The organism is Helicobacter baculiformis, assembly GCF_900197685.1.
Lineage (GTDB): Bacteria > Campylobacterota > Campylobacteria > Campylobacterales > Helicobacteraceae > Helicobacter > Helicobacter baculiformis.
Window position 1 is genome coordinate 24303 of sequence record NZ_FZMF01000015.1, and the last position, 23857, is coordinate 48159.

Below are 23857 nucleotides of genomic sequence, written 5' to 3' on the forward strand. Positions count from 1 at the left end.
TTCCCTAACTCTCTAACTCTTGTGCGCCCTCTAAAATAATTTGTTTTTCTTATCTCCACCTGATCTACAAGGACTTTTCTCCTGTATTGTCTGTATTGGGGACACTAGATAATATACTATTGCAAGAATAGATAACCTTGTTATTGCTACTTTTGTATTTGATAGGGACTTTCATACAACTTATTATGTACATTATGTTCACATTATATGAACCAATACTTTGGAGTGGGTTGTCTTTTTGTGATGCTTTAAGAGCATGCGCCTCTTAATCTGTCTAGATAAAGCTGGAGACCTTGCGGTGCGAGTGGTATAAGTTATTTTAAAACGAATAGAAAGAAATATGTGCAGATCTGCCTAAAACCTAAGTTTTCTGATAAGCCATTCTAGTAAGTATCCTATAAGCACTACAGCAATTATGAGGATTTTCCAATTCTCTGATAACCACTTCGTCAATTGTTGTTGCCATAAAGTTGAATCTGTACAAGCGCTCTTATATCCAGCATTACAAGCTTTTTGATAATATTCTTGTGCCATCTTTTCATCTTTCACCGCACCCTTGCCGTATTTGTACAAGTTAGCCAAGTTATTGTAAGCTGTAGCACTCCCCATCTCTGTAGCTTTCTTATAATACTGAAAGGCTTGAGAATAGTCTTTGGTAACTCCCTTTTCATATTCATACATCACTCCTAGATTGTTGTAAGCCCAAGCACGAATATCATTATCTTTACTATCCGTGGCCTTTTGATAATATTCCAAAGCTTTGTGATAATTTTTATGGACACCATGCCCCTTGTCATACATGAGGGCTAGGTTCAAATAACCCAAAGTTTCTCCCATATCTGCCGCTTTTTGGTAATATTCTAGGGCTTTAGAATAGTTTTGACGGACATAATCGCCATTTTCGTACATGTTTCCTAAGTTGGCGTAGGCTTTAGCATTTCCCATACCTATGGCCTTTTGGAAGTACTGAAAAGCCATTTGCTTATCTTGTCCTACACCTTCGCCATTGCTATACATGACTCCAAGTCCATTATATCCTCTAGAATCTCCCATGTCTGCAAGTTTCTTAAAATACTCAAATTCCTTTTTATAATCTTTATCTTTGTAGGCTTTTTTAGCCTGAGAATAATCTTGATCTGCCTCTTTTTTAGCTGTGCTTTCTATGGAGTCAGTATTTTCTAATGGGTCTGTCAAGTTAACTTTAGAATGCACAAAATACCATGCTAGAGATACACCCAAAAACAAAAACACCAATATTAACCAAAATCGCCAATCGCTTTTATTCAAAATCTTACCTCATTGCCGAGTAACCTATTCTATTAATCTTAAGTATAAAACATTGTTGTGGTGATCTCTTGGTAAATAGGTATAGGCAATGCATAGGAAGGTGAATCGTTCACGATTTTAAAATAATTATTAATAGTATTCTTGACAAATAATACTAATTCAAATACAATCACACAACTTCCGACAATAAGGGCTGTGTATGCTAAGAAAGATTTTTATGGCAGTGGCTTTTTGTGCTTGTGCATCGGGCAGTGCTTTAAATTTTGCCACCTCCAAGAATGTAGGACCGCTTAATCCACACCTGTATTCTCCCAACGAGATGTTTGCCCAAAATATGCTTTATGAGTCTCTCACAAAATACGATGAAAAGGGCAATGTTCAGCCTCATTTAGCCAAGAGTTGGCACATAGAAAATAATGGCAAGAGATATATTTTTAAGCTCAGAAATGATGTTTATTTTTCAGACGGCTCTAAATTTGACGCGCAGGCTGCTAAGGCTAATTTTGATGCGGTTTTATCCAACATCGATCGGCATAAGTGGCTGGAACTAGCAAATATTCTTGTAAGTTGTGAAGTGATCGACCCTTATACCATCGCTTTAAACCTAAAAAATGCCTATGAACCCACCCTTAAAGAACTCAGTTTGATCCGCCCTTTTAGGTTTGTTTCTCCTCGCGCCCTCATCAATGGACAAAGTAAAGATGGTATTAAGGAAGCGGTAGGTACGGGTCCTTTCAAACTAGAGAGCAGTAAGTTAGGTGTGAGCGATACCTTTGTAAAAAATGAACATTACTGGGGACAGAAAGCCCACTATGATAAAATTGTGGGTAAAGTGATCCCCAACCCCAATACTAAGATTGTTGCCTTGAAAACGGGGGAAATCGATCTCATCTACTTAAGCGAGCAAATCCCTCTAGATACTCTGCACGATTTGAAAAAAACTTTTAATGTGTCTTTGTCCGAACCAACCAATACTTTAGTGATTGCGCTCAACTCAAATAAGTTTCCCACTTCCGATCTCAGTGTGCGCAAAGCATTAAACATGGCATTGAATAAAGACCTAATCACAAAGAGTGTGTTTTTTGATACACAAAAACCCGCCTATTTTCTATTTTCCAAAAACCTCCCACACTGCAATATAGACGCTAAAGCCTTTCCTTTTGATCTCAAAGCCGCTAACGCCCTCTTGCAAAAAGATGGCTGGATTTTACACAAGGATGGCTACCGCTATAAAAATGGCAAAAAACTTAGTTTAGATTTTGTCTACGAGGGTAGCAATGCTATTTTTAAATCCATCGCTGAGATTGCTCAAGCAACATTTAAAAAGCTAGGCGCGCAGCTACAATTAAAAGCTAGTGAAAGTAGTATGTTTTACAAAAAACAAAAAAGCGGGGATTTTCATCTCGTCTTTAACCGCACTTGGGGCATTCCTTACGATCCTGAAATGTTCTTGGCTTCTATGAGAGTACCTTCTCATGCTGATTATCAGGCACAATCTGGACTTGCACTTAAGAATGTCATAGATAGCAAAATCTCCAAAATGCTCACCACATTTAACCCACAAGAAAAAGACGCATTGATTAAAAGCGTCCTAACAACTCTACACAAAGAGGCGGTTTATATCCCCATCTCCTACGAGACCAATATCGCTATCAGCAATAAAAAAGTTGGAGGGGTGCGCGCTTTGAATCTGCCCAATATTATCCCCTTTGAACAGATGTATCCCAAACACTAGCTATCAATGCGCAAGTATATTTTTAAGCGGGCGTTGCTCGTCCTGCCAATGCTTTTTGCAGTCTCTTTCATTATTTTCTTCATGTTAAGACTCAACGGCACAGATGCGGCGATGAGTTTTTTAAATGCCTCTGGGATTGCTCCAACTGATGAAGCCCTAGCGGTTGCAAAAACGCAACTTGGACTAGATAAGCCACTCTTAGAGCAATATTACCTATGGCTTAAGAATGTTGCGAAATTCAATTTAGGCGTTTCTTATATAACAGGGCGACAAATTACACCAGATATAATCTATTATTTTTCTAATAGTCTTAAGCTAATTGCTTTGGCACTCTGTTTTACTTTGGGACTATCTCTGCCCTTAGGTGTACTTTCTGCCGTCTTTAAAGATAAATTCATTGATTATTTGATCAGATTTTTCTCTTTTTTAGGGGTTTGTACCCCTAATTTTTGGCTAGGCTTTTTACTCATTAGTCTTTTTTCTGTGAAACTAGGTTGGTTACCCCCCTTTGGTTCGGGGGGAATTAGCCACTTGCTTATGCCTGCTTTTGCCATCAGTTTTATGTCGATTGCTATTAGTGCAAGACTTATTAGAGCCAATATGTTAGAAAACATGCATGCGAGACATGTAGGCTATGCCAAGATGCGTGGCATAAAAGGGGCAAGGTTAGTCTTGAGTCATATCCTAAGAAATGCCCTTTTGCCCGTTGTAACAGCGATTGGAATGCATTTTGGCGAATTGGTGGGGGCGGCGATTGTCGTAGAAAATGTCTTTGCCTATCCTGGTACGGGTAGTTTTATCGTGAGCGCAATTATCAACAATGATTATCCCGTGATCTTAGCTTTCATGTTATTAATGGCAGTTATTTTTATTCTCTCTAATTTGATAATTGATCTTTGTTATGTTTGGATCGACCCGCGGATCAGATTGGGGTATAAATGACAATGCAAAAAATACCCATCTTTTTAGCCTTTTCAATCCTTATTATTGTGCTTGTCTTAGCCATCTTTGCGCCCCATTTGACTCCCCATAAACCCGAAGAGATTGATTTGTTGGCAAAATTTTTACCCATCTCAAAGGAACATCTGCTAGGTACAGATCACTTAGGTAGAGATATTTTTTCTCGACTCATCTATGGAGCAAGAATTTCTCTAAGCTGTGTGTTTTTAACCCTCATGCTGATTATCCTTGTGGGATCTTTGGTGGGGAGTGTGTCCGGATTTATGGGAGGGCGAGTCGATCAAGCACTCATGCGTCTTTGCGATCTTTTTTTTGCGATGCCGACCATTGTCTTATCCTTGTTCTTAGTGGGGCTTTTGGGTACAGGTCTTAGCAATATCATCATTGCTATTGCACTCACCCACTGGGCATGGTACGCTAGAATCGTGCGTTCGATCGTCTTAAATCTCAAAAATAAAGAATATGTTCTAGTCAGCAAGATGTGTGGCGCATCTGGATTTGAGAATTTCAAAAAAAACATGCTTAAGCCCATTTTAGCCCAATGCATTATCGTGGCTACTTTAGATATTGGGCATGTTATGCTCCATATTGCAGGGCTTAGTTTTCTAGGATTAGGGGTTAAAGCCCCCACGCCTGAATGGGGGATCATGATCAGTGATGCTAAAGATTTTCTATTTACCTATCCGGAGTTAATTTACTACCCCGGTGGGGCTCTATTTTTGTGCGTCATGAGTTTTAACATCATTGGCGATTATTTGCGCGATAAACTTGATTGCAGCGAGGTTGTCCATGAAAACGAAGAACCTAAGCGTTAGAGTTAATATTTCTAACAAAAGTATGGAACTTGTCAATCTGGCTTTTGAATTGGAGAGCGCAAAGATTACAGCCATGTTGGGCAAAAGCGGCAGCGGTAAAAGTCTCACAGCCATGTCCATGTTTGGTTTTTTGCCCTCCGGATTTAAGGGAAACTCTCACATCAGTCTTGGCGAAGAGCCCTACAACCCTAGTCATTTGAGTATTATCATGCAAAATCCGCGTACTGCCTTTAACACTCTGATGACAATTGGTGTCCACGCTAAAGAAAGTCTTCAAGCTATTGGTAAATGGGATGGACATTTTCAATCTAAGATCGAAAAGGCTATGCATGATGTTTGCTTGGATTTGAGTGTGCTCAATAAATACCCCTTTGAGCTCAGTGGGGGCATGCTCCAGCGCGCTATGATCGCTCTAGCCTTACTTAAAGAACCTAAATTCATTATCGCTGATGAACCGACCACCGATCTAGACTTAGTAACGCAAAGCAAAATTTTAGAACTTATCATCAATTTAAAAGAGAAAAAACAAGTTGGATTTTTGCTTATCACGCATGATTTTGGGGTGGTCAGACGCGTAGCTGACCATGTTTTAGTGATCAGTGAAGGTAAAATTATACAAAGCGGTGGCGTTAACCATATTTTTGAACAACCCAAACCGGGGCAGACAAAGTTGCTAGTAGATGCTTATAAAGCCTTCATAACGGAGAAAATCGATGAAGACAGCCCTTAAAATCACTAATTTGCATCATCAGTATGAGATTTTTTCACTTTTTGGCGGCAGGGGGAATTTTTCTGTATTAAAAGACATCTGTTTAAGTGTCCAAGAGGGCAATGCGCTAGGTTTAATGGGACTTTCTGGCTCTGGGAAAAGCACCCTAGCCAATATTGTGATGGGCTTTATCCGGGCTACTAGTGGCTCTATAGAATTTTTTGGGCAACCCGTAGTCATGTCTTCTTTAAGGCAGCGGCGCGCATTTTACCAAAAAGTCCAAATGGTTTTTCAAGATCCCATTGGTTGTATTAATCCTACTTTAAGTGTTTTTGAGGTTTTGGCAGAACCGCTTACATGTCTTCTAAAATTGAAGGGTGTAGAGTTAGAAAAGCGTGTTAAACAAGCTTGCGACATGTTTTACATCCCTCAAAAATATCTTCATAAGAGGGCAATTCTCTTAAGTGGCGGGGAGTTGGGCAGGGTTTGTCTAGCACGTGCATGTGCTATTTATCCAAAATTTTTAATTTTAGACGAGTCGCTCTCTTCCTTTGATTTAGTGCTGCAGCACCAAATCATCGCACTTTTAAAGGAACTTAAAGGACAGATAAGTTTTTTATTCATCACCCATGATTTGCGTCTTGCGAAGACCTTTTGCGATGAGATCATTTTACTTGACAAAGGTAGAATTGTAGAGAAAATTTTGCCTAATCAGTCTTTCAGAAGTCAACTTGGACGCGCTTTAACACAGGCTGTTTTGTAAACATGTGAGAACTCTCTTGGGAGGAAATTTTATCAACGCATTTTTCAAATATATTTTTTTTATTGGACTCTAGTCCAGCATGTATTTTGACACATTTGTACGTCTTTGTCATCCCATAACCTGCTTTTTTCCAGCTCGCGCCGTAAGATCCCTAGCTTTAGCTATGGAGATATAGGGCTTTTTTGTGTTATAACTGCCCATGAGGCAGAAAGTCTTGACAAGTTTAGTGGGAGGTGCTAGAATTTGAGTCTATTTTATCAGCGAAAGGATTCTTATGTTTTTTTACAAGCCACAAGCCACAAGCCACAAGCCACAAGCCACAAGCGTAGCGTACGCACACTAGCTTTTTTGGCCAGCACCTTCACACTCTTCTCTCTGTCCCCCCTGAGCGCAGAAGAAAATGGCGTATTTGCAGAGGCGGGTTTCCAATATTCTAACTTTACAGGTCTTAGTAAGGCTCCACAGGAAGCGGTAGAGGCCGGTTTGCTTACCAGCACTAAAACTTCTTACAACGGGAATCTCTTTGGAGCAGACATTCAGATCGGTTATAAACAATTCTTCGGCGGAAGTAAGATTTTTGGTTTGCGCTATTATGGCTTTTTTAGCGGACAGGGCGGAAGTGGTTCGTTTAAGCAGCAATATGAGGATGATAGTGGAAATTCCTATTGGGCCACAATCAAACAACCTGCTGCAAATTTGTTCTATGGCGCAGGTGTGGATATGCTGTATAATTTTTACGAGAATGCAGAGCGTACTTATGGAGTCTTCGCAGGGGTGATGTTAGGGGGAAGCTCATGGTTGATGGGTAAAAGTTCTTATAAGGGGCAATGCGTATGGCAAGAAACCGACCCTCAGGGCAATCCCACTAATTGTGTCAGCATGAATCAGTTTTATAAACAACAGATGAAAGATCTCCCTGATGGGGTGAAGGGTACTTTTTCCCCCACGTATGTGCAGTTTCTTGTCAATATTGGGTTTAGAGCTAATTTCACTCAACATCAGGGCTTTGAGTTAGGGGTGCGTATCCCTACTATTAACGATCCTTATGCCACAGTTACAGGAGGTGGGATGAAAGCGAGCACCACATTTAGGCGTACTGTGGCGGCCTTTGCTAATTATGTCTACAATTTTTAAATTTGGCGTACGCATGCCCTGATGGGTTGCCAGCCCTAGCTGTCAAGATCAGGAGATGATTAGACTATCTACCCCATAAGTGTTATCAGGGCATGCCGGGTCTGCATCTTTAAGGATAGTCTTACGCTGGGGTGTGAGCTCTAAGAGGGGTTTGAAATCACCTCTTAGATAAAGTGTTTGCGATCGGGCTAAGATACTTGTTTTAAGGTCTTGCGTGGAAGACACTTCCGCAATGCTCAGCAAACCCAAGCGTGTGGCGTAAGCGTGCATACTCTTAAAATCTGCTCCTAGAAGTTGCACATTCAACACAATTGCGTCGCTTCCGTGTACCACACTTTCTAAGAGTTGGTAAGGTTTCAGAAAATAATCTTGGTGAATCAGGGGTTTAGAACTCAAGCGACGCACATAGCCTAGCAAATCTAAACTTTCTAACGCGGGCACGCCCTGTGTGTAGAGGTGTGTGAAATCCAAAAGAAGCGCATGGATATGCTCATGCGCATGTTCTATTTGAGCAAGCAAAACTTCCAACTCCATGCTAGCATCGAGGCGTAAAATTTGGCGTGGATTTGTGCTTGAACGCGCTAAGGCTTGTGCATCGAGCCTAGGCACATAGGGGTTATAGGCTAAGCTTCTACCCAGCACATCAAAGGGGGTGAGGGCTTCCTTAGTGGCTAGGTAGTGCTCAAGTGCGTTTCTATCTAGTGACATTTGGCAATGCTATTAGCATGGGCTTGGAGCTCGGGTTGAGACCTGATTGCCGTGCTGTCGATCTTGGCAAAGATTTCTTGCGCCTGTATACACTTACCTAGCTTATAGTATCCCCATGCTAGAGAATCCATGTAAAACACAGAGTCGGGCTCTATCTTTAGGGCAGTTTTAACATAGGTAATACCCTTTTTAACATCCAAATCATGATCGATGAGGGAATAACCTAGAAAATTATAAAAAAAAGCATCTTGGACATTCAAAGCTTCCTTAGTGCGCGCAAGATTTTGGGCGCGCTCTTTAATAGCACGCTCCAATTTTTTAACAATCCGAATCACTTCATATTTTCTAAGCGGATGGGTTGTGTTGAGCTCCTCATAGGTGTAAATGGCTTCTAGAGCTAAAAAACTGGGGTCTTTTTTTTCTCTATAAATGAGATTGGCTTGTTTAGCAGCTAAAGCGAATTTTTTTTGTGCTGTGTAAAGATCTAGGAGCAAACGGCGATCGAAGGGATAGCGTTCAGCAACATCTTGCGCCTTATCAAACTCCTTAAGAGCGATCAGTATGGAGATGTAGAGTTGAGCATTCTGCACAATAGGCTCTTTTTCATAGAGAGTGCCAAAAATATCTTTAGCCTGCTGTAGTTCGTTAAGTTGTACGAGGGTGTTATAAACCCGTTGGCATAAATCAGGCGAACAGCCGTAATTTTTGAGGTGTGAACTGAGCAAGCCCACCGCCTCTTGGCGACTATTTTGCATAAAATAGATAGTTACGAGTTTTTCTAAACTATCTTCGCTATGGGTTTGGTTGTAAAGTTTATTGAGCAAGGAAAACGCCTTATCATAGCGTTTCTGGCTCAAATAAAGAGAGCCTAGCACACTATCCAATGTTAGAGACTTGTCCTCACGGCGGATATCCTCCAAGAGCGCGATCGCCTTATCAGTTTGTCCGGTTTGGATATAACCATCTACTAAAATTTTGTTGATGGAAATATCCTTATTGTCTTTGGTGATCTTTTTATAGAGCATGGCCAACTTGACAGCCGTGCTCAGATCCCCTAAACTTGCTGCAGAGATAGCTGCCTCCTTTGCATAAAGGATGTTATTAGTTTCCTTATAGAGTTGCAAATATCCTTGCTTAGCGGTGGCAAAATCGCCCCGATGAAATGCGTCTGAAGTGATGAGAATCTGCTGGTCTTCTGTTAACCCATGGGCAAAGAGAACACTGCCTAACACCGCTGCTAACGCTCCATTGCGCCATCTAAGACATGCTATCTTGTTCATTTTTCTCCTTGAAAGCGAGATGTTTTATGCGTCTCTGGGTGTGCTGAGCACAATGCCGGGGCACTCACAAGCAATTTCTTGAGCATCTTTGTAATGCTCCCAAAAAGGATAAGTGCGGCATTGCTTGGGGCGCACAGGATAAATACGACACCGCTTACTCTCCATGTCTAAAAACACACAAGCCTTATCCATGTGCTGGTCTAGCAAGCTGTAAGCATCTCCGACGCGTTTAAGGTAGTGTATCCCAAAATGATCTAAGGGCATTTTTAAAAATGTAGCGATTTCTTGTATCTCTGCAATACTGACAAAAACATAACCCGTGCCTATACAGCAACGCGCTCCACAAGAGGCGCACGCCTCAGATTTGAAACTAAAAGAATCGTTCATAGATCGCCACTTTGGTATTCAATATGCACTCTAAACTCTAATGCAAAAATTTGTTTTTGTTTGGTGATATTAATAGGAAGAGCGATTTGAATATAGGCGTTGATTTTGCGCATGCCATCCAAAAAAGCATACAGATCGTTTAAAGAGTTGGCATGCGCCTTGATATAGAGAATTTCATGGATAATCCGATCTTGGGTTTGGCGATCTTCGGTTTTAGCTTGTATTTGAATATGGTTAAAGTATTGGTTTAGGAGTTGGTTTAATTGGTTAGCGCTAGCTTGATAGCTGAGGTGGGCGAGCCTGATCGCACTTTCTTGTTTGAAGGCAGAATAATTTTGTAAGGCCGCAAGAAAACTATTTTGCTTATGAGTAGCCACCAACTCCTTTCGGAGCTCTTCGCCATGATGAACGCGAAATTCATCAACATATTCCCACACCAAAAGGCGTACAGAAAGGCCGGCGACAACGACAAATATGAGAAAAAATAGCGAATCTCGAACAAGGCGTTCAAAAGCAAGATTGCTATCATAGCGATTTTCTTGTTGGACTTCCTCTGTGCCTGTATCCATCAATTTCCATTCTTATCAATGAAGGGTGTTGTAGAAGAATTTTTAGAGATAAACTTAAACCATCCATTGCCCATAGGGTAAAACACGACTTGACTATTTTCAAAAATAGAATTCAATCTTTGTTGGAGCGACATTTGGAATGCCTCTTTAGAGGGCACAATTCCCTTGATGGTAAGGCTGGAGTAATCGATTGTGATAGAGTGGATCGTGATAAAGTCAGGGATAATCTCCAAAACACCCTTGATGGCATTTTCAATATCGATCGTGTAGATCGCTCTGTGTGCCATTTCCTTGAGCTTTTTGTTAATCTCTTGGTGTTTAGCCTTTAAAATATTGGTCTCCCGCCCATAGATAGAACTTTCTACTTGAAATATTTTGCTTTGCTGGGCAGATATGAATGTTCTTTGTTCTAAGAAATATCCCATCCAAGCGCTCAAACCTACAGCTAACAGCATGTAAAATATCCAAACTTTGGTGTGCAAGCTAACCATGTATTTGGTAGAGGGTTTGCTATAACTATAACGTGTCATTGTATTGCTCCCTCTTGGCAAAGATGCTAATTTGTTCCACGATAGAGATTGGCATGTGCGACACTTCTAGCATAAGCTCATTTTGTAAGACTTCCAACATGCGTTTATTGATTTGGTAAGTGTTTAGAATACATACTTTTTCTACAAAATCTTGAAGGGGATGAATAGGATGTTGGTAGGCATCTTTCAGGCTTTCTTGTATAAGTCGGGTGATATCAGACACATGCCCCATGTCTTCTATAAACATCTTAGGATCTTGTATATCAGCGGGTATTTCTGAATCTAGGGGTGGCTTCTTTTGAAATTCATTAGCAGTATTATCCATTTGTGCCAAGTTGGCTTCCATAGAGCTCAAGAAAGATTTTAATAGGGCTTCCTCCTGCTCATAGTCCTCTTGAGTTTCTTGTGAAGCAACATGCAAACTTTCATGAACTTCCAGGTGGTAGAACTTACCATAACAAATCTGCTTATGATGCATGATGATCACACAAAGCCTAGAATGCTCCAGCATGGCATAAAGAATAGCGCCCTCTTCAAGGACCGGTTGGATACATCCATACATAAGCAAAAAGGGTGAAAATAGGTAGTCCATTTCTTGTAGAACAATCTTAAAATTTGCAAGATCCTCTTGCAAGGAAGACTTAGGAATAAAAAAGCAATGCCGATCCACTTCTAAGATCACCAATTCTTTTTTAGGGACAGGAGCATAGTGTTCTAGGTATTCTTTTTTACAAACTCCCTGATCCAAGCTCTTAGCCATACCACATAAGTAGGTAAAAGGATAGGCGCGCACAAAGTCTCTAGCATCCTTGAGTGCCTTGATGGGAATAATCCCATTTTTGACCGCATAGGCTTTATTGATCACCTCTAAGGTTTTACCTCGCTTGAGGTGTTCAATACGCCCCACTAGCATTTCATGATCTAAGTTAAAGCAGATGAATACATTAGAAAAAAACCATTCTTTAAGCGTGTCATAAAAGAATATCTTAAACATTAACCACATTCCCCCATGCGCGTCGCAACAAGCGCCTTTGCCTGCTCAAGTTCCATATCCTTAGGGATAAAAAAAGGCTCAAGCATGTAATAGTGCACTTTGGAAAAGGGCTTAGGCAATTGAAAACGATCCCAAGTGTTAAAAGTGAAGGCATTTTCAAAGATTACGCGACACACCACCACGCCTATACCTGTTTTTTGTGCCAACGCCACCACGCCATCTGCAACGCTGTGGTAAGGCCCCCTAGGACCATCTGGAGTTAGTCCCACATCTGCGCCCGCTTTCAAACACTTGATTCCTTCAATTAGGACTTTTACCCCACCCTTTTTGCTCGATCCGCGGATAGCGTGGAAACCAAAGCATTCATAAAGCTTAGCCGCTAAACTACCATCAAAGTGTTGGCTAGCGACCACATGAAGGTTAGAACCTCGCTTTAAACGCAAATATGCGAAGGGGAGCATAGCAATTTCGCCATGCCAAAAACTCGCGATAAAGGAAGTATCCTTGAGACTATGTGCCAAATAAAAGCGGTTACGGCACGTTTTAAATAAAAGCCGTAAAATCCAATACAAAAGTACGGGAAGCGCCCTTAAAACGACACCATTGCGCAAGCGTTTCAACACAAATCAGGCCCCTAAACGCTGGGCTTGCAAACTTCCCTTATGGTGCGCGACCACCTGCACATCTATAAAATCACCCACACTTACCCCTTGCGCTTCAAAGCTTAGTAGTCTTCCCTGATCGCTTCTGCCCTGCGCACTTCCTTCGCTCACATTTTCTACCAAAATTCTATAAACCTTGCCAAGTTCATTTTTGGCTTTTTGCGCCAAAAGTTCCTGATGTCTGTGTTGTAGCATGCTCAAACGCTCTTTGGCGATCGTGTCGGGAACTTGATTTTCTAAATGCGCTGCTGGTGTTAGGGGGCGTGGAGAATAAACAAAACTATAGAGTGTGTCAAATTGCACGCGATCCACAACCTCTAAAGTGTGCGCAAAGTCCGCCTCAGTCTCGCCAGGAAACCCTACAATAATGTCCGTGCCAATACCCACATCGGGCACCAGTGCGCGCAACTTCTCCACACGATTTAAATACCATTCCTTAGTATAACCCCGCTTCATTGCTTTTAAAATGGTATTGGAGCCACTTTGCAAAGGCATGTGAATGCTCTTGCAGATTTTGGGGTGATGCGCAAAACACTCTAGAAAGGCATCATCCATGTGTAAGGGGTGAGGGGAAGTAAAACGGATACGCTCCAAACCCTCAAGTGCACATAGAGACTCCAACAAACCCCTAAAATCGATTTTGGGATGTGTACCACTAAAACGCGCACCGTAATTATTGACATTCTGTCCTAAAAGTATAATTTCTTTCACGCCATTTTCCACACAGCGCTGTGCTTCTTGGAGAATCAAGCGCATAGGAATGGAAATTTCCCTGCCCCGTGTATGAGGCACAATACAATAGCTACAATGCTTGTCACATCCGATAGAAACATTGATAAAAGCCTTGAGAGTGCTCTGGCTGCGTTCAAAGATGTAGTGGCTATCGTCGTGATCTAGCGCAACTTCTACAGCTTTAGGCTGGTGAATAATCTGACTGATTTTAGAAATATTGCGCGCCCCCAGAACAAAATCTACACTTGGGGCTTTCTGTAAAATCTGCGCGCCCATGTGGCTTGCGCTGCACCCACAAACACCAATCTTAGCCTCGGGCTTTTTGATCTTAGCAAAATGCCCAATCTCGGAAAATAATTTCCGTTCGGGCTTTTCGCGCACACTACAAGTATTGAGCAAGATCAGATCAGCAATTTCAGGGTTATCTATCTGTGTGTAGCCTACCTTCCCGAGCTCACTAGCAAGGTGCTCGCTATCCCTCGTATTCATCGCACAACCCATTGTTTCAATGTAGAGTGTTTTCTTGGAGATGCTAGACATCTTAACTCCTAGATGATATGTAAAGCGTAGATAAAATCCTTGTCATCTGTGCTAATCCGCACCTCGGACAAATACGCCTTGTAGCCTTGCTTTTCCAACGATGTTACTGCCGCAAGCATATCCTTATGGGTGTTGCTGGGTGCAAAATAAAAAATATGTTCATCATGGTGATGGTATTTTGCAAGCAAATCCTCCAAGCGCACCTTCAAACTCTTACTAGCATGCTTTTTACTTTGTTTGGCTAGGTGTAGTTCCATCAAATCCCTCTTATTGTAAAATCCTAAATTCAGCATGGAGCACCCGAGCGTCGGAGACAAAAACTAACACGACCCCGCACAACTGAACCAACGCTAACCTTATCTCGAATAAGCCCCACCATAGTCACGCCATGATAGCGCAAAAGCAATAACAGAAAACTTACACCTTTATACACTACTATCATGCCTTCTGTGTCTAAAAATTTGATTTCCTGAGACTTTTCTATCAAAATTTTCTCCATTTGGTTAAGTTAGTCTATGCTATAAGTTGGGCAATAAATCAATTCGCAAAAAATACAGGTCGTGCTATGAAAACAAAATCAGAGGTGCTCGGACGCAAAAAAATTTACAACCCCCAATCCATAGAATTGGCTCAAGAGCGTTGTATTTTTGGAGGCAATCCAACTGGCATGTTCGATCTCAATCAGATTAAATACCAATGGGCGCATAAGATATGGAAGACCATGTTACACAACACATGGTTTCCTGAAGAGGTGGGTATGCATGGGGATAAAACCCATTATCTTAAGCTCAGCACCCAAGAGAAAATTGGTTATGATCGCGCACTGGCTCAACTTATTTTTATGGATAGCTTGCAGACTAATAACCTCATTGATAATATTAATCCTTTCATCACCAGCCCTGAAATCAATCTCTGCTTAGTGCGTCAAGCCTACGAGGAAGCCTTGCATAGTCATAGCTATGCAGTGATGGTAGAGAGTATTAGTGCTAATAGCGATGAAATTTATGAGATGTGGCGCACCGATGAGGCGTTGAAAAACAAGAATGATTGTGTGGCTCAGATCTATATGGACTTGGCGCACATGCAAACAGAGCGTAATTTACTTAAAGCGTTGTTTGCCAACCAAATTTTAGAAGGCATTTACTTTTACAGCGGGTTTAGCTTTTTTTACGCGCTAGCTAGAAGTGGCAAAATGTTAGGATCTGCTCAGATGATTCGTTTTATCCAACGCGATGAGGTAACTCACCTTGCCCTCTTTCAAAACATGATCAACGCCCTCAAAAAAGAAAGAAGAGAACTTTTTACTCCCGATCTCATCGAGGAAGTTAGAGAGATGTTCCACCAAGCCGTAGAGTTGGAAAGCGCGTGGGGACGTATCATCACACAGGGGGAAATTTTGGACCTTAACCCCATCAATTTGCGCGCCTATATCGAATATTTAGCAGATACGCGCTTGCATGCGGTGGGTTTGCCCAAACTTTATCACACTAAACACCCCATTAGATGGGTTGATCAGTTTGCTAGTTTCAACGATCAACGTTCCAATTTCTTTGAGGCACGAGTGAGCAATTACGCTAAGGGCACTTTGAGCTTTGAAGGGTTTTAATGCATCGCATTCAAAACGCCCATATGTGTGCAAGTATCGCCAAGCGTTTCCCCCTAGAGGATAAAATCAAAGAGGCGATTTGTGCGATTCCACGCGAAAAATTTGTGCCTTCTAAGCAACTCGCTTATAATCTAGATGCATTGCCCATGGGCGCAGATCAATTCATTAGTTCACCTCTGACCGTGGCTAAAATGACCCAGTTTCTTAAACCCTATCAAGTGGATAGTGTGCTAGAAATTGGCTGTGGGAGCGGATATCAAGCCATGGTGCTTTCTAAACTTTTTCGGCGTGTGTTCACCATTGAGCGTATTGAAAAACTTTTAATAGAAGCCAAAGAACGTTTTAGAAGACTAGGAGTAACTAATATCCACACCAAATTAGGTGATGGACAGCAAGGGTGGCAAGATTATGCCCCCTATGATCGTATTCTCTTTTCGGCGTGTGCAACCCATATTCCTAAAGCACTTGTAGATCAGCTTGAAGAAGGCGGAATCTTGGTTGCGCCTATGGGCACACAAGATCAAAAAATCACCCGTTTTATCAAACAAAGAGGGCGTTTAGAAGTGGAAAGCATACTAGATAGTTGTTTGTTTGTGCCCATTGTAGATGGGATTGAGCGGGGGGTTTAGGGGGGGTTATGCACATTGCCAAAGGCTATATGCTCAATGCTGTAGCTCAAGTATTTTTTTCTTTCTTTTTAGTGCTTTTTTTTATCGCTTCTATTGTGATGCTTATTAGCATCGCCACGGTAACTTTAGTTGTTAAGCTTAGTGCCTTAGATCTCTTGCAACTCTATTTATATCTCTTGCCCGGAACAATTTTTTTCATCATTCCTATTACTTTTTTTGGCGCGTGCGTGATTGGGCTGGCTAGACTTTCTTACGATCACGAATTGCTTGTTTTCTTTTCTCTAGGGGTTGCCCCCAAACAATTAGTGAAAGCCTTTCTGCCTTTGTGTGTGGTGGTGAGCGCGATCTTATTGGTGTTTTCACTCATCTTAGTCCCCGCTTCTAAGAGCGCTTATTACTCCTTTTTACGCGACAAAAAAGAGCGTGTGGATGTGAATATCCAAGCGGGGGAATTTGGGCAAAAGCTAGGTGATTGGTTGGTTTATGTGGGCAAGAGCAAGAATGGGGTTTTTAGCGATTTAGTGCTCTTTTCACATAAAGGCTTGGTAACAGAGAGTTTTATCATCGCCAAAGAGGGCAGAATCCGCAATCAACAAGGGCTTTTTGAATTAGAATTAGACCATGGCAATGCCTATTTTGCCGCTAAAGATCAGATACGCAAAGTGCATTTTAAAGAGCTTATTTTAAAAAACAGACCTGTATTTTCTGCACGCTCCAATTCGGCTTATTTGCATGGGCATGACTATGTGAGTTATTGGAAAAAAGCCTTTGGGGCACATCCAGATAAAAACCAACAACGACGTTTTACACAAGCGGTACTCGTCGCGCTTTTCCCCTTAGCGAGTTTGTTTTTGATTCCCCTTTTTGGAATTGCTAACCCACGTTATGCTAAAAATCTTTCTTATATTTATGTTTTGGTTGCCGTAGGGCTGTATTTCTTAATCATGCATATTATCAGTCAAGACGCGCCCCTAGTAGGCACAATCGCTTTACCTCTGCTTTGGATGCTAGGTTCGTATGCGCTCTATCGGCGTGTGGTGGTGCGTTTTTACTGATGTGTCGTTTTAAGATGGTGATTGCCTATGATGGAAGTGCTTTTCATGGTTATGCCAAACAACCTAATTTACCTAGTGTGCAAGGTGCTCTAGAGTGTGCGTTGCAGGGTTTGGGTATTACCAGCCCTCTTTTATGTGCGGGTAGAACAGATAAAGGCGTGCATGCCTTAGCCCAAGTGGTTTCTTTTTGTGCGTCCTTAAGTTTACAGACTTTACAAAGGCATCTTCCTCCCAAGATCACTCCACATATTGCATGCAAGCATATAGAATCCGTACCTTTAGATTTTCACCCACGCTTTTATGCAACCATGCGCACTTATTGCTATGTATTCACTAAAGCACTTCACAATCCCTTTCTAAGCCGTTATATTGCCTGTTGTGATTATGGGGATCTAGTGCGTCTGCAAGAGGCTTTGGATTGTTTTGTAGGTATGCACGATTTTAAGTTTTTTAGCAAGCAAAGCGGGGATTTTCGCAACACACAAAGACAAATTTATCGGGCTAAGTGTCGTACGCGTACACTTTGGGGTGTGCCCTGTGTGTTGCTATACATTAGCGCACCTAGTTTTTTACGCGCACAAGTGCGCTTGATAGTAGGTGCGGCTTTAGCGTATTCTTTAGGGCATTTGAGCTTGGCACAATTGCAAGCTCAAATCCACGCCCAATACCGTTATCATAATATCCCCGCTCCCCCTCAGGGGCTTTATTTGGCACGTGTGGACTATCCACGCCACGGGTCTTCCTAATTTTAACTATAGAGAAACACACTTCTTATAGTTAAAAGCTTAGGGATTTTACGGTGCAAGTGGCAAGCATTTTAGGAGTCTTAAGTGCACTGAGCTTTGCGTAGTCGATATCCTAGCAAAAAATCTAAAAAAAATCAGCTCGTAAGAAAAACTGGTTGCGGGAGATGGATTTGAACCACCGACCTTTGGGTTATGAGCCCAACGAGCTACCGGACTGCTCTATCCCGCGTCATGGCTGGGGTACAAGGATTCGAACCTCGGAAATGGCAGGACCAAAACCTGCTGCCTTACCACTTGGCTATACCCCAACAAAAGTCCGATTCTACCCTAATTTTGAATCAATGTCAAGTGAATAGCGATAATACGCTGCGCATGCGCCCTCAGAGCTAACCATACACGCTCCTATGGGATGGGTAGGCGTGCAGGCTTGAGCAAAAAGTGTACAATCCAAAGGCTTAGCAATGCCCTTGAGAATATTGCCACACAGACAAGCCTTAGAATCCTGGTGGGCGCGTTGAGGCAGATTTGTGGCAAAAACCACTTCTGCATCCCAATCCCGGTACGCTGGACTCATTTGCATGGCAGAATGGGCAATCTCACCCAATCCCCGCCACTCAAAGCTATGCCGCACTTGCATTGTTTCTTTAATAAGTGCCTGCGCCTTAAGATTGCCCCGCATGGACACTGCACGACTATACTGAATTTCTAGCTCTGCCCTGCAATCCAATATTTGCTTGAGCAAACGCCATACGCTCTCTAACATGTCTACAGGCTCGAACCCAGAGACTACAATAGGAATTTGATACTCTTGCACGAGAGGCTGATAGATCTGTGCACCAGTAACAACACTCACATGGGCAGGGGCAATGAGCGCGCGGATTGAAGAGTGCTCTAATACAGCGCGCACGCTAGGAGGCACTAGTACATGGTTATTGTGTATAGAGAGATTCTTTAAACCACGCTCTTTGGCTATTTTAAGTAAACTTGCGCTCATGGGCGTGGTGGTTTCAAACCCAATAGCAAAGAAGATCACTTGCTTGGTGGGGTTTTCTGTAGCAATCTGTAGAGCTTGCAAAGGGCTATAAACAAAACGCACACACTTACCCTGGGCGCGTAAATCTTGTAAACTTCCTGTACTACCGGGCACTTTAAGCATATCCGCTAGAGTTATTAAAATGCTATTAGGCATGCTCGCAAGCGCAAGTGCATGATCAATGCGTAACCTGGGCATTACGCAAACAGGGCACCCGGGACCATGTACAAAATTCAAGCGCGCATCCAACAGAGAAAGCAATCCATAACGCATTAAAGTATGGGTGTGTCCCCCGCATACCTCCATAATAGAGAGTGGAGTATACTCCTGAGGGAGTTGGCGCGCCAATGCGTTAATAGCTTTAATGAGGGCTAAAATCGTCTCTTTCTGCCTAAACGCCTCAAGCATCATCTATACCCTCGATCATCTGCGCATAAAGCTTTAAGGACTCTAGCGCGTCTTCCTCGTCAATCTTGCCCATAACAAAACCTACATGCAGGAGCACAAAATCCCCTACACGCACCTCATCTTCCATTAAATCTAAGCTCGCCTCTCTCTGCACGCCCATTGTTTCCAACAACGCCACATTGTCTTTGATGGCAATCACTTTAGAAGGGATGGCTAAACACAAAGTGCAATCCTAAAACACATGGGTAGATTGGTAATTGCACGCCCGATTACTAGCCAAGAAATCCTTAAAAGCGCGCAAACTCTCCAAGTCTTTGTTGCTCAGTGTAAAAATGGGTGTGTCCGGCTTAAGCTTATCCATATCCTCTTGCACCTGTGCGATTCTAAAATTAAAGACATCCACCAAATCTGCCTTGCTCACTACCACCGCATCAGCACACAAAAACATGGTGGGATATTTGAGCACTTTATCATCGCCTTCAGGTGTGGAAAGCAAAACAATATTCATCGCTGCACCCAAATTATAACTAGAAGGGCAGACTAAATTGCCAACATTCTCAATAACGAGATAATCGCTTCGTTCAAGCACGCCCTTTTCCTTAAGAATATCATATGCGCCCTCTACCATCGCCGCTTCTAAGTGGCAAGCTTCGCCTGTAGTAATCTGTTGAGCAAAAACACCCTTTTTTAACAAGCGATCTGCATCGCGATTGGTCTGTAAATCTCCCTCAATCACACAGAATTTGAAATCTTCAAACTCTGCCAAATTCTCTAAGAGTGTGGTTTTACCGCTGCCCGGTGAGCTCATGAAATTGAGCACATACAGTCCATCGGATTCGTAGCGTTTTTTCATCTCTAAGGCTTTGAGATCATTTTTACTCAAAATCCTCTCAACCACCTGCACATCTTTTTTGCTCAAGTTAGGGTTATTGTATAGGGACTGGGTTCTAGTGGATACTTTTTCTGTCATACACTCTCCTTGTATCGTGGTGGGCAGGCATGCTAACATAAAAGGTTTAATACCTCTTACATCCATTCTAAAATTTTAGACACTTCCGTTGTTTCATAGCAAGTAATGGGGGTGTTCATACTAGGTTTTTTGGGCACAATGGCTTTTAGGAAGCCATAATTTTCCATTTCCTTAATACGGATGTTCATGTTGGGCACTTCTTGCACCGATCCACTCAAACTCACTTCTCCAATAAAGGTGGTTTTATTGCTGATGGGGCGTTCCCTTAAGCTAGAAAGTATGCTCGCAATCACGGCTAAATCCGCGCTGGTTTCATTAATTTTAATCCCTCCAGAAACATTAATAAAGACATCATAGCGATTTAAAGGAATTTCTAGCTTTTTTTCCAAAAGAGCTAAGAGCATGTGTAAGCGATTCGTATCAAAACCCGTTGCTAACCTTTTAGGGTTATGCAAATTACTTTCGCACACTAAAGCCTGAATCTCTAAAATTAACGCCCTAGACCCCTCCAAAACAACACTCAAAGCACTCCCTGCTAAACTCTCCTGCTGAGAAAAAAAGAGCTTTGATGCTTCTTTAGCGCTCACTAAACCCTCTTGGCGCATTTCAAAAATACCCACCTCGCTAGTTGCCCCAAAACGATTTTTAAAACTGCGCAAGATGCGCAACTCTTTACTAGGATCGCCTTCAAAATAAAGAACACTATCTACCATGTGCTCAAGTACTCTAGGTCCAGCAATTGAGCCTTCTTTAGTGATGTGTCCGATGATAAAAATGGCGCTATTTTCTTGCTTAGCTAAACGCATGAGCTCAAAAGTGCTTTCGCGCACCTGTGAGATGGAGCCCGGAGCCGCCCCGATCGCATTAGAATAAAGGGTTTGTATCGAATCGATGACACAGACACTATAACCGCGTAAATGCGCTTTAATATGCTCTAACTGAATCTCATTTAGTAGAAACAAATTTATATGCAAGCAACCTAAACGCTCTGCACGCAAGCGGATCTGTCCCGCACTCTCCTCACCACTCACATACAGGACTTTTTTGCCCGATTTGGCTAATTCTCCTGCCATTTTTAAAAGCAAGGTAGATTTGCCCACACCCGGACTACCCCCAATCAAATACAGCCCCCCGGGCACAATGCCTCCACCCAGTACAATGTCTAGTTCTCTTTGTAACGAACTAAAATGCGTGATACGCTCGTGTTCGATTTCTGTAATAGGGACAGGCGCGCTACCAGAAGAAGTTTTGGTATGTTTAAGCGTTTCTTGTTGGGCTGTGTTGAGCTCTATAAAGCTTTCCCAACTTTGGCAATTGTTGCACTTGCCCAGCCATTTTGGGCTAGTAAAACCACAATGTTGGCATTCAAAGACGCGTGTGTGCCTAGCCATAGATCGCGTCTAGCAAGTTTTGGATATATGCCTGTTCGTCAAAAGCAACTAAGTCAGCCACCTTCTCTCCCATGCCTAAATACAAAATAGGTAATTGCAATTCGTAGAGAATGCTCAAAATACACCCCCCCTTGCTCGTGCCGTCCAACTTAGTTACAATTACCCCGTCCAACTCTAGACTTTCATGAAAAATCTTGGCTTGCTCTAACGCTGAGCTTCCTTGTGTACCGTCCAAAATAAGGATTTTATAATAAGGTGCACCATTCAAAGCTTTTGTGCACACTCTGCTAATTTTGATGAGTTCGTTTTTTAGGTTAGTTTGGTTATGCAAACGCCCCGCCGTATCGATCAAAATACGATCCATGCCGCGCGCTATCCCAGCTTGAATAGTGTTATAAGCCAACGCGCTTGGATCGCTATTGGGTGCAGCGCTGATCACATCTAAAGATAATCTCTCACCCCATAGTTGTAGTTGTCTAGTTGCAGCTGCCCTAAAAGTATCGCCCGCCCCTAAAAGCACTTTTTGTTGGTTATGCAAGTATTGCTGAGCAAGCTTGGCGATAGTAGTGGTTTTGCCAGCACCATTAACCCCTACGATGAGCGTCACAAGGGGTTTAGTTTCTATACTTTTCAGTGTAACCTTGTCATAGTAACTTTCTTTACGCAAAAAGCGCACCAATGCCACCTCTAAGTGGTTGCGCTTAACTTGGTCGGGCAAGTGTGCTAGCAAACTCTCTACAAGGTCGTATTGCACATCAAAGCCGATTAAAATTTCTTCCAGTTCTTCTCTGCTGAAAGTCGCATTCTTATTTTTAAGCAAAGAAGCGACATTCTGCATGGTCTTTTTGAAAAAGTTAAACACAACTCACCTTTTTAGTAAGTCTTGAATATCTTTAGCAAGCATTTCTTCTACAATCGCACCATGGTAACTTTGATATAATGCACCTTCTTTGGTGTAGAGCATAAAATAGGGCAGTGCCCATGTCTTGCTTTGTAAAGCGACTCCTAAGCTAGACACATCACTCACAGGATTAAGCAACGCAAATTGGGGTGTGTGTGCCTTACTAAAAGCATCGACCTGTTCTTGAGGGTAATGTTTATCCAAAATACCTATAAATCCTACCCCATGTTCTATACTCCGCAAATGATTGAGCAAGGCAACATAGGGCGCAAATTTGGGCTGTAAACCCAAGAATAACACTAAAGTAGGCAGGGGTGTTTTAGAAGGAATAACCAAGCCATTTTGTATGCGCTTGAGCGATACACTCTTGCCATGCTGGTCGACAAACTGCCATGAAGTTGGAAGTTCGGATGTGTGCACTTTTTGAGAACTAGGGGCAGGTTTTTCTTTTTCCTTTCCCTTGTGCTGCTGATCAGAACACCCACTCAAAAGCAACAACCCCAGCAACCATGAGTATCTTAAAGCCACTTGATTGCACTTTCTTTAGCTTTGCGTGCTTTGCGTGTAACAGGCATAGCCCCCTTGCCGAGCGCAATTAAACAGGCAATTTTAGGGGGGTTAAGATGTGCGCTCAATACCTGCTTAACACCCTGGGGATCAAAGCCTCCAATGATACATGTGTCTACGCCCAGGAGTGTAGCCGCTAAACACATCTGTCCTACGGCGATATAGCATTGCTCTTTTAGGTAAGCGTCAATTAAGACAGAGTCGTTTTTGAGTCGTTCCTTGAACAGAGTAGAGATTCCATTGACCACTCTTTCATGGTACTGGGGATTACAAAAATCCGCTAGATAGTGCGCGTTGAGGTTGCTAGGGTGCATGTAACCCACCACAACTAGGGCGCTTGCATCTTGGATCATTTGTGCATTGTAGCTTACATGAGGCAAAAGTTTATTTTTAAGTGTTCCCTGTAAGACCAAAAATTCCCAAGGCTGGGTATTATAAGAGCTGGGTGCAAGCCTAGCAGCTTCAAGCACCTCTGTTAATAATGCTTTGGATAAATGATAACTAGGATCAAATTTTTTACATGCAAAACGACGGTGTAAAAGCGCATGGAAAGACTCCGAAGTGAGAGCAGGAACAGACATAAAAACTCCTTGTAAGAATGTGCTGAATTCTAGCACAAAAGAGTAAGTCTAGAGTTTTAAAAGCTTCCTTTAATCGTGCAAACATTCTATTTATTCGTCTTGGATCATTGTGACACTTTGCCACACACTCAAAGTATACAGAGGTTTTGGTTTGCCATGTGCTAA

General features: G+C 42.3%; 27 protein-coding genes and 2 tRNA genes. 10 read left to right on the top strand and 19 right to left on the bottom strand.

The genetic code is table 11. From position 1 onward, the window contains the following. Positions 1–354: 354 nt before the first annotated feature. The gene (locus C6G87_RS03505; protein ID WP_233708993.1) at positions 355–1251 is read right to left on the bottom strand and encodes a tetratricopeptide repeat protein; all 897 of its coding nucleotides are present in this window, start codon (positions 1249–1251) and stop codon (positions 355–357) included. 235 nt (positions 1252–1486) lie between these two features. Here C6G87_RS03505 and nikA point away from each other — a divergent pair, with 235 nt between their 5' ends. The 6 genes from nikA to C6G87_RS03530 all read left to right on the top strand — a co-directional run bounded on the left by nikA (position 1487) and on the right by C6G87_RS03530 (position 7403). Then, a complete protein-coding gene (gene nikA / locus C6G87_RS03510) occupies positions 1487–3022 on the top strand; it encodes a nickel ABC transporter substrate-binding protein (protein ID WP_104752160.1) in 1536 nt (511 codons plus the stop codon). 6 nt (positions 3023–3028) lie between these two features. Next, positions 3029–3964, top strand: a complete 936-nt coding sequence (locus C6G87_RS03515; RefSeq protein WP_104752161.1) for an ABC transporter permease subunit — start codon at positions 3029–3031, stop codon at positions 3962–3964. Between the two features lie 2 nt (positions 3965–3966). After that, a complete protein-coding gene (nikC, locus tag C6G87_RS03520; RefSeq protein WP_104752222.1) occupies positions 3967–4797 on the top strand; it encodes a nickel ABC transporter permease subunit NikC in 831 nt (276 codons plus the stop codon). 22 nt (positions 4798–4819) lie between these two features. Beyond that, positions 4820–5527 carry an ATP-binding cassette domain-containing protein gene (locus tag C6G87_RS08605; protein ID WP_199767620.1) on the top strand — a complete coding sequence of 236 codons (708 nt, stop codon included), beginning with the start codon at positions 4820–4822 and terminating at the stop codon, positions 5525–5527. Continuing rightward, entirely contained in the window at positions 5511–6269 is a 759-nt protein-coding gene (locus C6G87_RS08610) for an ATP-binding cassette domain-containing protein (protein ID WP_199767621.1), read from the top strand. The genes C6G87_RS08605 and C6G87_RS08610 overlap by 17 nt, the downstream gene beginning before the upstream one ends. A gap of 243 nt (positions 6270–6512) precedes the next feature. Continuing rightward, positions 6513–7403, top strand: coding sequence for an outer membrane protein (locus C6G87_RS03530; RefSeq protein WP_233708990.1), 891 nt, complete (start codon positions 6513–6515; stop codon positions 7401–7403). 48 nt (positions 7404–7451) lie between these two features. Here C6G87_RS03530 and C6G87_RS03535 read toward each other — a convergent pair whose 3' ends face one another. From C6G87_RS03535 to C6G87_RS03575, 9 genes are read right to left on the bottom strand one after another with little or no spacing between them, the layout of a single operon-like run. Continuing rightward, positions 7452–8111 (bottom strand): beta/alpha barrel domain-containing protein, encoded by a 660-nt coding sequence (locus C6G87_RS03535; protein ID WP_104752162.1) that lies wholly within the window; start codon positions 8109–8111, stop codon positions 7452–7454. After that, positions 8102–9391: a tetratricopeptide repeat protein gene (locus tag C6G87_RS03540; RefSeq protein WP_104752163.1), complete on the bottom strand. Its 1290-nt coding sequence runs from the start codon at positions 9389–9391 to the stop codon at positions 8102–8104. Before C6G87_RS03540 ends, C6G87_RS03535 begins: the two co-directional genes overlap by 10 nt. 24 nt (positions 9392–9415) lie before the next feature. Then, a complete protein-coding gene (locus tag C6G87_RS03545; protein ID WP_104752164.1) occupies positions 9416–9778 on the bottom strand; it encodes a YkgJ family cysteine cluster protein in 363 nt (120 codons plus the stop codon). After that, complete coding sequence (locus tag C6G87_RS03550) at positions 9775–10347, bottom strand: hypothetical protein (RefSeq protein WP_104752165.1); 573 nt, start codon at positions 10345–10347, stop codon at positions 9775–9777. Before C6G87_RS03550 ends, C6G87_RS03545 begins: the two co-directional genes overlap by 4 nt. Continuing rightward, positions 10347–10877 carry a hypothetical protein gene (locus tag C6G87_RS03555; RefSeq protein WP_104752166.1) on the bottom strand — a complete coding sequence of 177 codons (531 nt, stop codon included), beginning with the start codon at positions 10875–10877 and terminating at the stop codon, positions 10347–10349. Before C6G87_RS03555 ends, C6G87_RS03550 begins: the two co-directional genes overlap by 1 nt. Next, positions 10864–11871 carry a hypothetical protein gene (locus C6G87_RS03560; protein ID WP_233708991.1) on the bottom strand — a complete coding sequence of 336 codons (1008 nt, stop codon included), beginning with the start codon at positions 11869–11871 and terminating at the stop codon, positions 10864–10866. Before C6G87_RS03560 ends, C6G87_RS03555 begins: the two co-directional genes overlap by 14 nt. Then, on the bottom strand, positions 11871–12494 hold the full coding sequence (locus tag C6G87_RS03565) for a lysophospholipid acyltransferase family protein (protein WP_104752168.1): 624 nt from the start codon (positions 12492–12494) through the stop codon (positions 11871–11873). Before C6G87_RS03565 ends, C6G87_RS03560 begins: the two co-directional genes overlap by 1 nt. A gap of 3 nt (positions 12495–12497) precedes the next feature. Next, positions 12498–13805, bottom strand: a complete 1308-nt coding sequence (miaB, locus tag C6G87_RS03570) for a tRNA (N6-isopentenyl adenosine(37)-C2)-methylthiotransferase MiaB (RefSeq protein ID WP_199767622.1) — start codon at positions 13803–13805, stop codon at positions 12498–12500. A gap of 8 nt (positions 13806–13813) precedes the next feature. Next, positions 13814–14098 carry an HP0268 family nuclease gene (locus C6G87_RS03575; RefSeq protein WP_382262268.1) on the bottom strand — a complete coding sequence of 95 codons (285 nt, stop codon included), beginning with the start codon at positions 14096–14098 and terminating at the stop codon, positions 13814–13816. Positions 14099–14370: 272 nt separating this feature from the next. On the opposite strand from C6G87_RS03575, the gene C6G87_RS03580 reads away from it, so the two are divergent. Genes C6G87_RS03580 through truA form a run of 4 tightly spaced genes read left to right on the top strand, consistent with a single transcriptional unit; the run spans position 14371 to position 17841 of the window. After that, positions 14371–15411, top strand: a complete 1041-nt coding sequence (locus tag C6G87_RS03580) for a ribonucleotide-diphosphate reductase subunit beta (RefSeq protein WP_104752170.1) — start codon at positions 14371–14373, stop codon at positions 15409–15411. Further along, positions 15411–16040 (top strand): protein-L-isoaspartate(D-aspartate) O-methyltransferase, encoded by a 630-nt coding sequence (locus C6G87_RS03585; protein ID WP_104752171.1) that lies wholly within the window; start codon positions 15411–15413, stop codon positions 16038–16040. The genes C6G87_RS03580 and C6G87_RS03585 overlap by 1 nt, the downstream gene beginning before the upstream one ends. A gap of 14 nt (positions 16041–16054) precedes the next feature. After that, a complete protein-coding gene (locus tag C6G87_RS03590; protein ID WP_199767626.1) occupies positions 16055–17095 on the top strand; it encodes an LptF/LptG family permease in 1041 nt (346 codons plus the stop codon). After that, positions 17095–17841: a tRNA pseudouridine(38-40) synthase TruA gene (truA, locus tag C6G87_RS03595; RefSeq protein ID WP_104752173.1), complete on the top strand. Its 747-nt coding sequence runs from the start codon at positions 17095–17097 to the stop codon at positions 17839–17841. Before C6G87_RS03590 ends, truA begins: the two co-directional genes overlap by 1 nt. Positions 17842–17993: 152 nt before the next feature. Here the strand turns inward: truA and C6G87_RS03600 are convergent. From C6G87_RS03600 to C6G87_RS03640, 9 genes are all read right to left on the bottom strand, one after another. Continuing rightward, positions 17994–18070: transfer RNA gene (locus C6G87_RS03600), tRNA-Met, on the bottom strand. A 3-nt stretch (positions 18071–18073) separates the two neighbouring features. Further along, positions 18074–18149: transfer RNA gene (locus tag C6G87_RS03605), tRNA-Gln, on the bottom strand. A 14-nt stretch (positions 18150–18163) separates the two neighbouring features. Further along, the gene (hypD, locus tag C6G87_RS03610) at positions 18164–19285 is read right to left on the bottom strand and encodes a hydrogenase formation protein HypD (protein WP_104752174.1); all 1122 of its coding nucleotides are present in this window, start codon (positions 19283–19285) and stop codon (positions 18164–18166) included. Next, positions 19275–19505, bottom strand: coding sequence for a HypC/HybG/HupF family hydrogenase formation chaperone (locus C6G87_RS03615; protein WP_104752175.1), 231 nt, complete (start codon positions 19503–19505; stop codon positions 19275–19277). Before C6G87_RS03615 ends, hypD begins: the two co-directional genes overlap by 11 nt. A 9-nt stretch (positions 19506–19514) precedes the next feature. Continuing rightward, positions 19515–20252, bottom strand: a complete 738-nt coding sequence (gene hypB, locus C6G87_RS03620) for a hydrogenase nickel incorporation protein HypB (RefSeq protein WP_104752176.1) — start codon at positions 20250–20252, stop codon at positions 19515–19517. A gap of 56 nt (positions 20253–20308) precedes the next feature. Continuing rightward, on the bottom strand, positions 20309–21643 hold the full coding sequence (radA, locus tag C6G87_RS03625) for a DNA repair protein RadA (protein ID WP_104752177.1): 1335 nt from the start codon (positions 21641–21643) through the stop codon (positions 20309–20311). Further along, positions 21636–22505: a signal recognition particle-docking protein FtsY gene (gene ftsY, locus C6G87_RS03630; RefSeq protein ID WP_104752178.1), complete on the bottom strand. Its 870-nt coding sequence runs from the start codon at positions 22503–22505 to the stop codon at positions 21636–21638. Before ftsY ends, radA begins: the two co-directional genes overlap by 8 nt. Positions 22506–22508: 3 nt before the next feature. Continuing rightward, entirely contained in the window at positions 22509–23072 is a 564-nt protein-coding gene (locus C6G87_RS08770; protein WP_233708992.1) for a hypothetical protein, read from the bottom strand. Next, entirely contained in the window at positions 23063–23692 is a 630-nt protein-coding gene (locus C6G87_RS03640; RefSeq protein WP_104752179.1) for an NAD(P)H-dependent oxidoreductase, read from the bottom strand. The genes C6G87_RS08770 and C6G87_RS03640 overlap by 10 nt, the downstream gene beginning before the upstream one ends. Positions 23693–23857: the final 165 nt, after the last annotated feature.

Coding starts and splice junctions, on each gene's coding strand:
- C6G87_RS03545 (WP_104752164.1), bottom strand. CDS start 9,778: ATGAACGATTCTTTTAGTTTCAAATCTGAGGCGTGCGCCTCTTGTGGA.
- C6G87_RS03555 (WP_104752166.1), bottom strand. CDS start 10,877: ATGACACGTTATAGTTATAGCAAACCCTCTACCAAATACATGGTTAGC.
- C6G87_RS03640 (WP_104752179.1), bottom strand. CDS start 23,692: ATGTCTGTTCCTGCTCTCACTTCGGAGTCTTTCCATGCGCTTTTACAC.
- C6G87_RS08605 (WP_199767620.1), top strand. CDS start 4,820: ATGGAACTTGTCAATCTGGCTTTTGAATTGGAGAGCGCAAAGATTACA.
- C6G87_RS03515 (WP_104752161.1), top strand. CDS start 3,029: ATGCGCAAGTATATTTTTAAGCGGGCGTTGCTCGTCCTGCCAATGCTT.
- C6G87_RS03540 (WP_104752163.1), bottom strand. CDS start 9,391: ATGAACAAGATAGCATGTCTTAGATGGCGCAATGGAGCGTTAGCAGCG.
- truA (WP_104752173.1), top strand. CDS start 17,095: ATGTGTCGTTTTAAGATGGTGATTGCCTATGATGGAAGTGCTTTTCAT.
- miaB (WP_199767622.1), bottom strand. CDS start 13,805: ATGTCTAGCATCTCCAAGAAAACACTCTACATTGAAACAATGGGTTGT.
- C6G87_RS08610 (WP_199767621.1), top strand. CDS start 5,511: ATGAAGACAGCCCTTAAAATCACTAATTTGCATCATCAGTATGAGATT.
- nikA (WP_104752160.1), top strand. CDS start 1,487: ATGCTAAGAAAGATTTTTATGGCAGTGGCTTTTTGTGCTTGTGCATCG.
- hypB (WP_104752176.1), bottom strand. CDS start 20,252: ATGACAGAAAAAGTATCCACTAGAACCCAGTCCCTATACAATAACCCT.
- radA (WP_104752177.1), bottom strand. CDS start 21,643: ATGGCTAGGCACACACGCGTCTTTGAATGCCAACATTGTGGTTTTACT.
- C6G87_RS03550 (WP_104752165.1), bottom strand. CDS start 10,347: ATGGATACAGGCACAGAGGAAGTCCAACAAGAAAATCGCTATGATAGC.
- C6G87_RS03575 (WP_382262268.1), bottom strand. CDS start 14,098: ATGCTGAATTTAGGATTTTACAATAAGAGGGATTTGATGGAACTACAC.
- C6G87_RS03580 (WP_104752170.1), top strand. CDS start 14,371: ATGAAAACAAAATCAGAGGTGCTCGGACGCAAAAAAATTTACAACCCC.
- C6G87_RS03560 (WP_233708991.1), bottom strand. CDS start 11,871: ATGTTTAAGATATTCTTTTATGACACGCTTAAAGAATGGTTTTTTTCT.
- nikC (WP_104752222.1), top strand. CDS start 3,967: ATGCAAAAAATACCCATCTTTTTAGCCTTTTCAATCCTTATTATTGTG.
- hypD (WP_104752174.1), bottom strand. CDS start 19,285: ATGATGCTTGAGGCGTTTAGGCAGAAAGAGACGATTTTAGCCCTCATT.
- C6G87_RS03535 (WP_104752162.1), bottom strand. CDS start 8,111: ATGTCACTAGATAGAAACGCACTTGAGCACTACCTAGCCACTAAGGAA.
- C6G87_RS03585 (WP_104752171.1), top strand. CDS start 15,411: ATGCATCGCATTCAAAACGCCCATATGTGTGCAAGTATCGCCAAGCGT.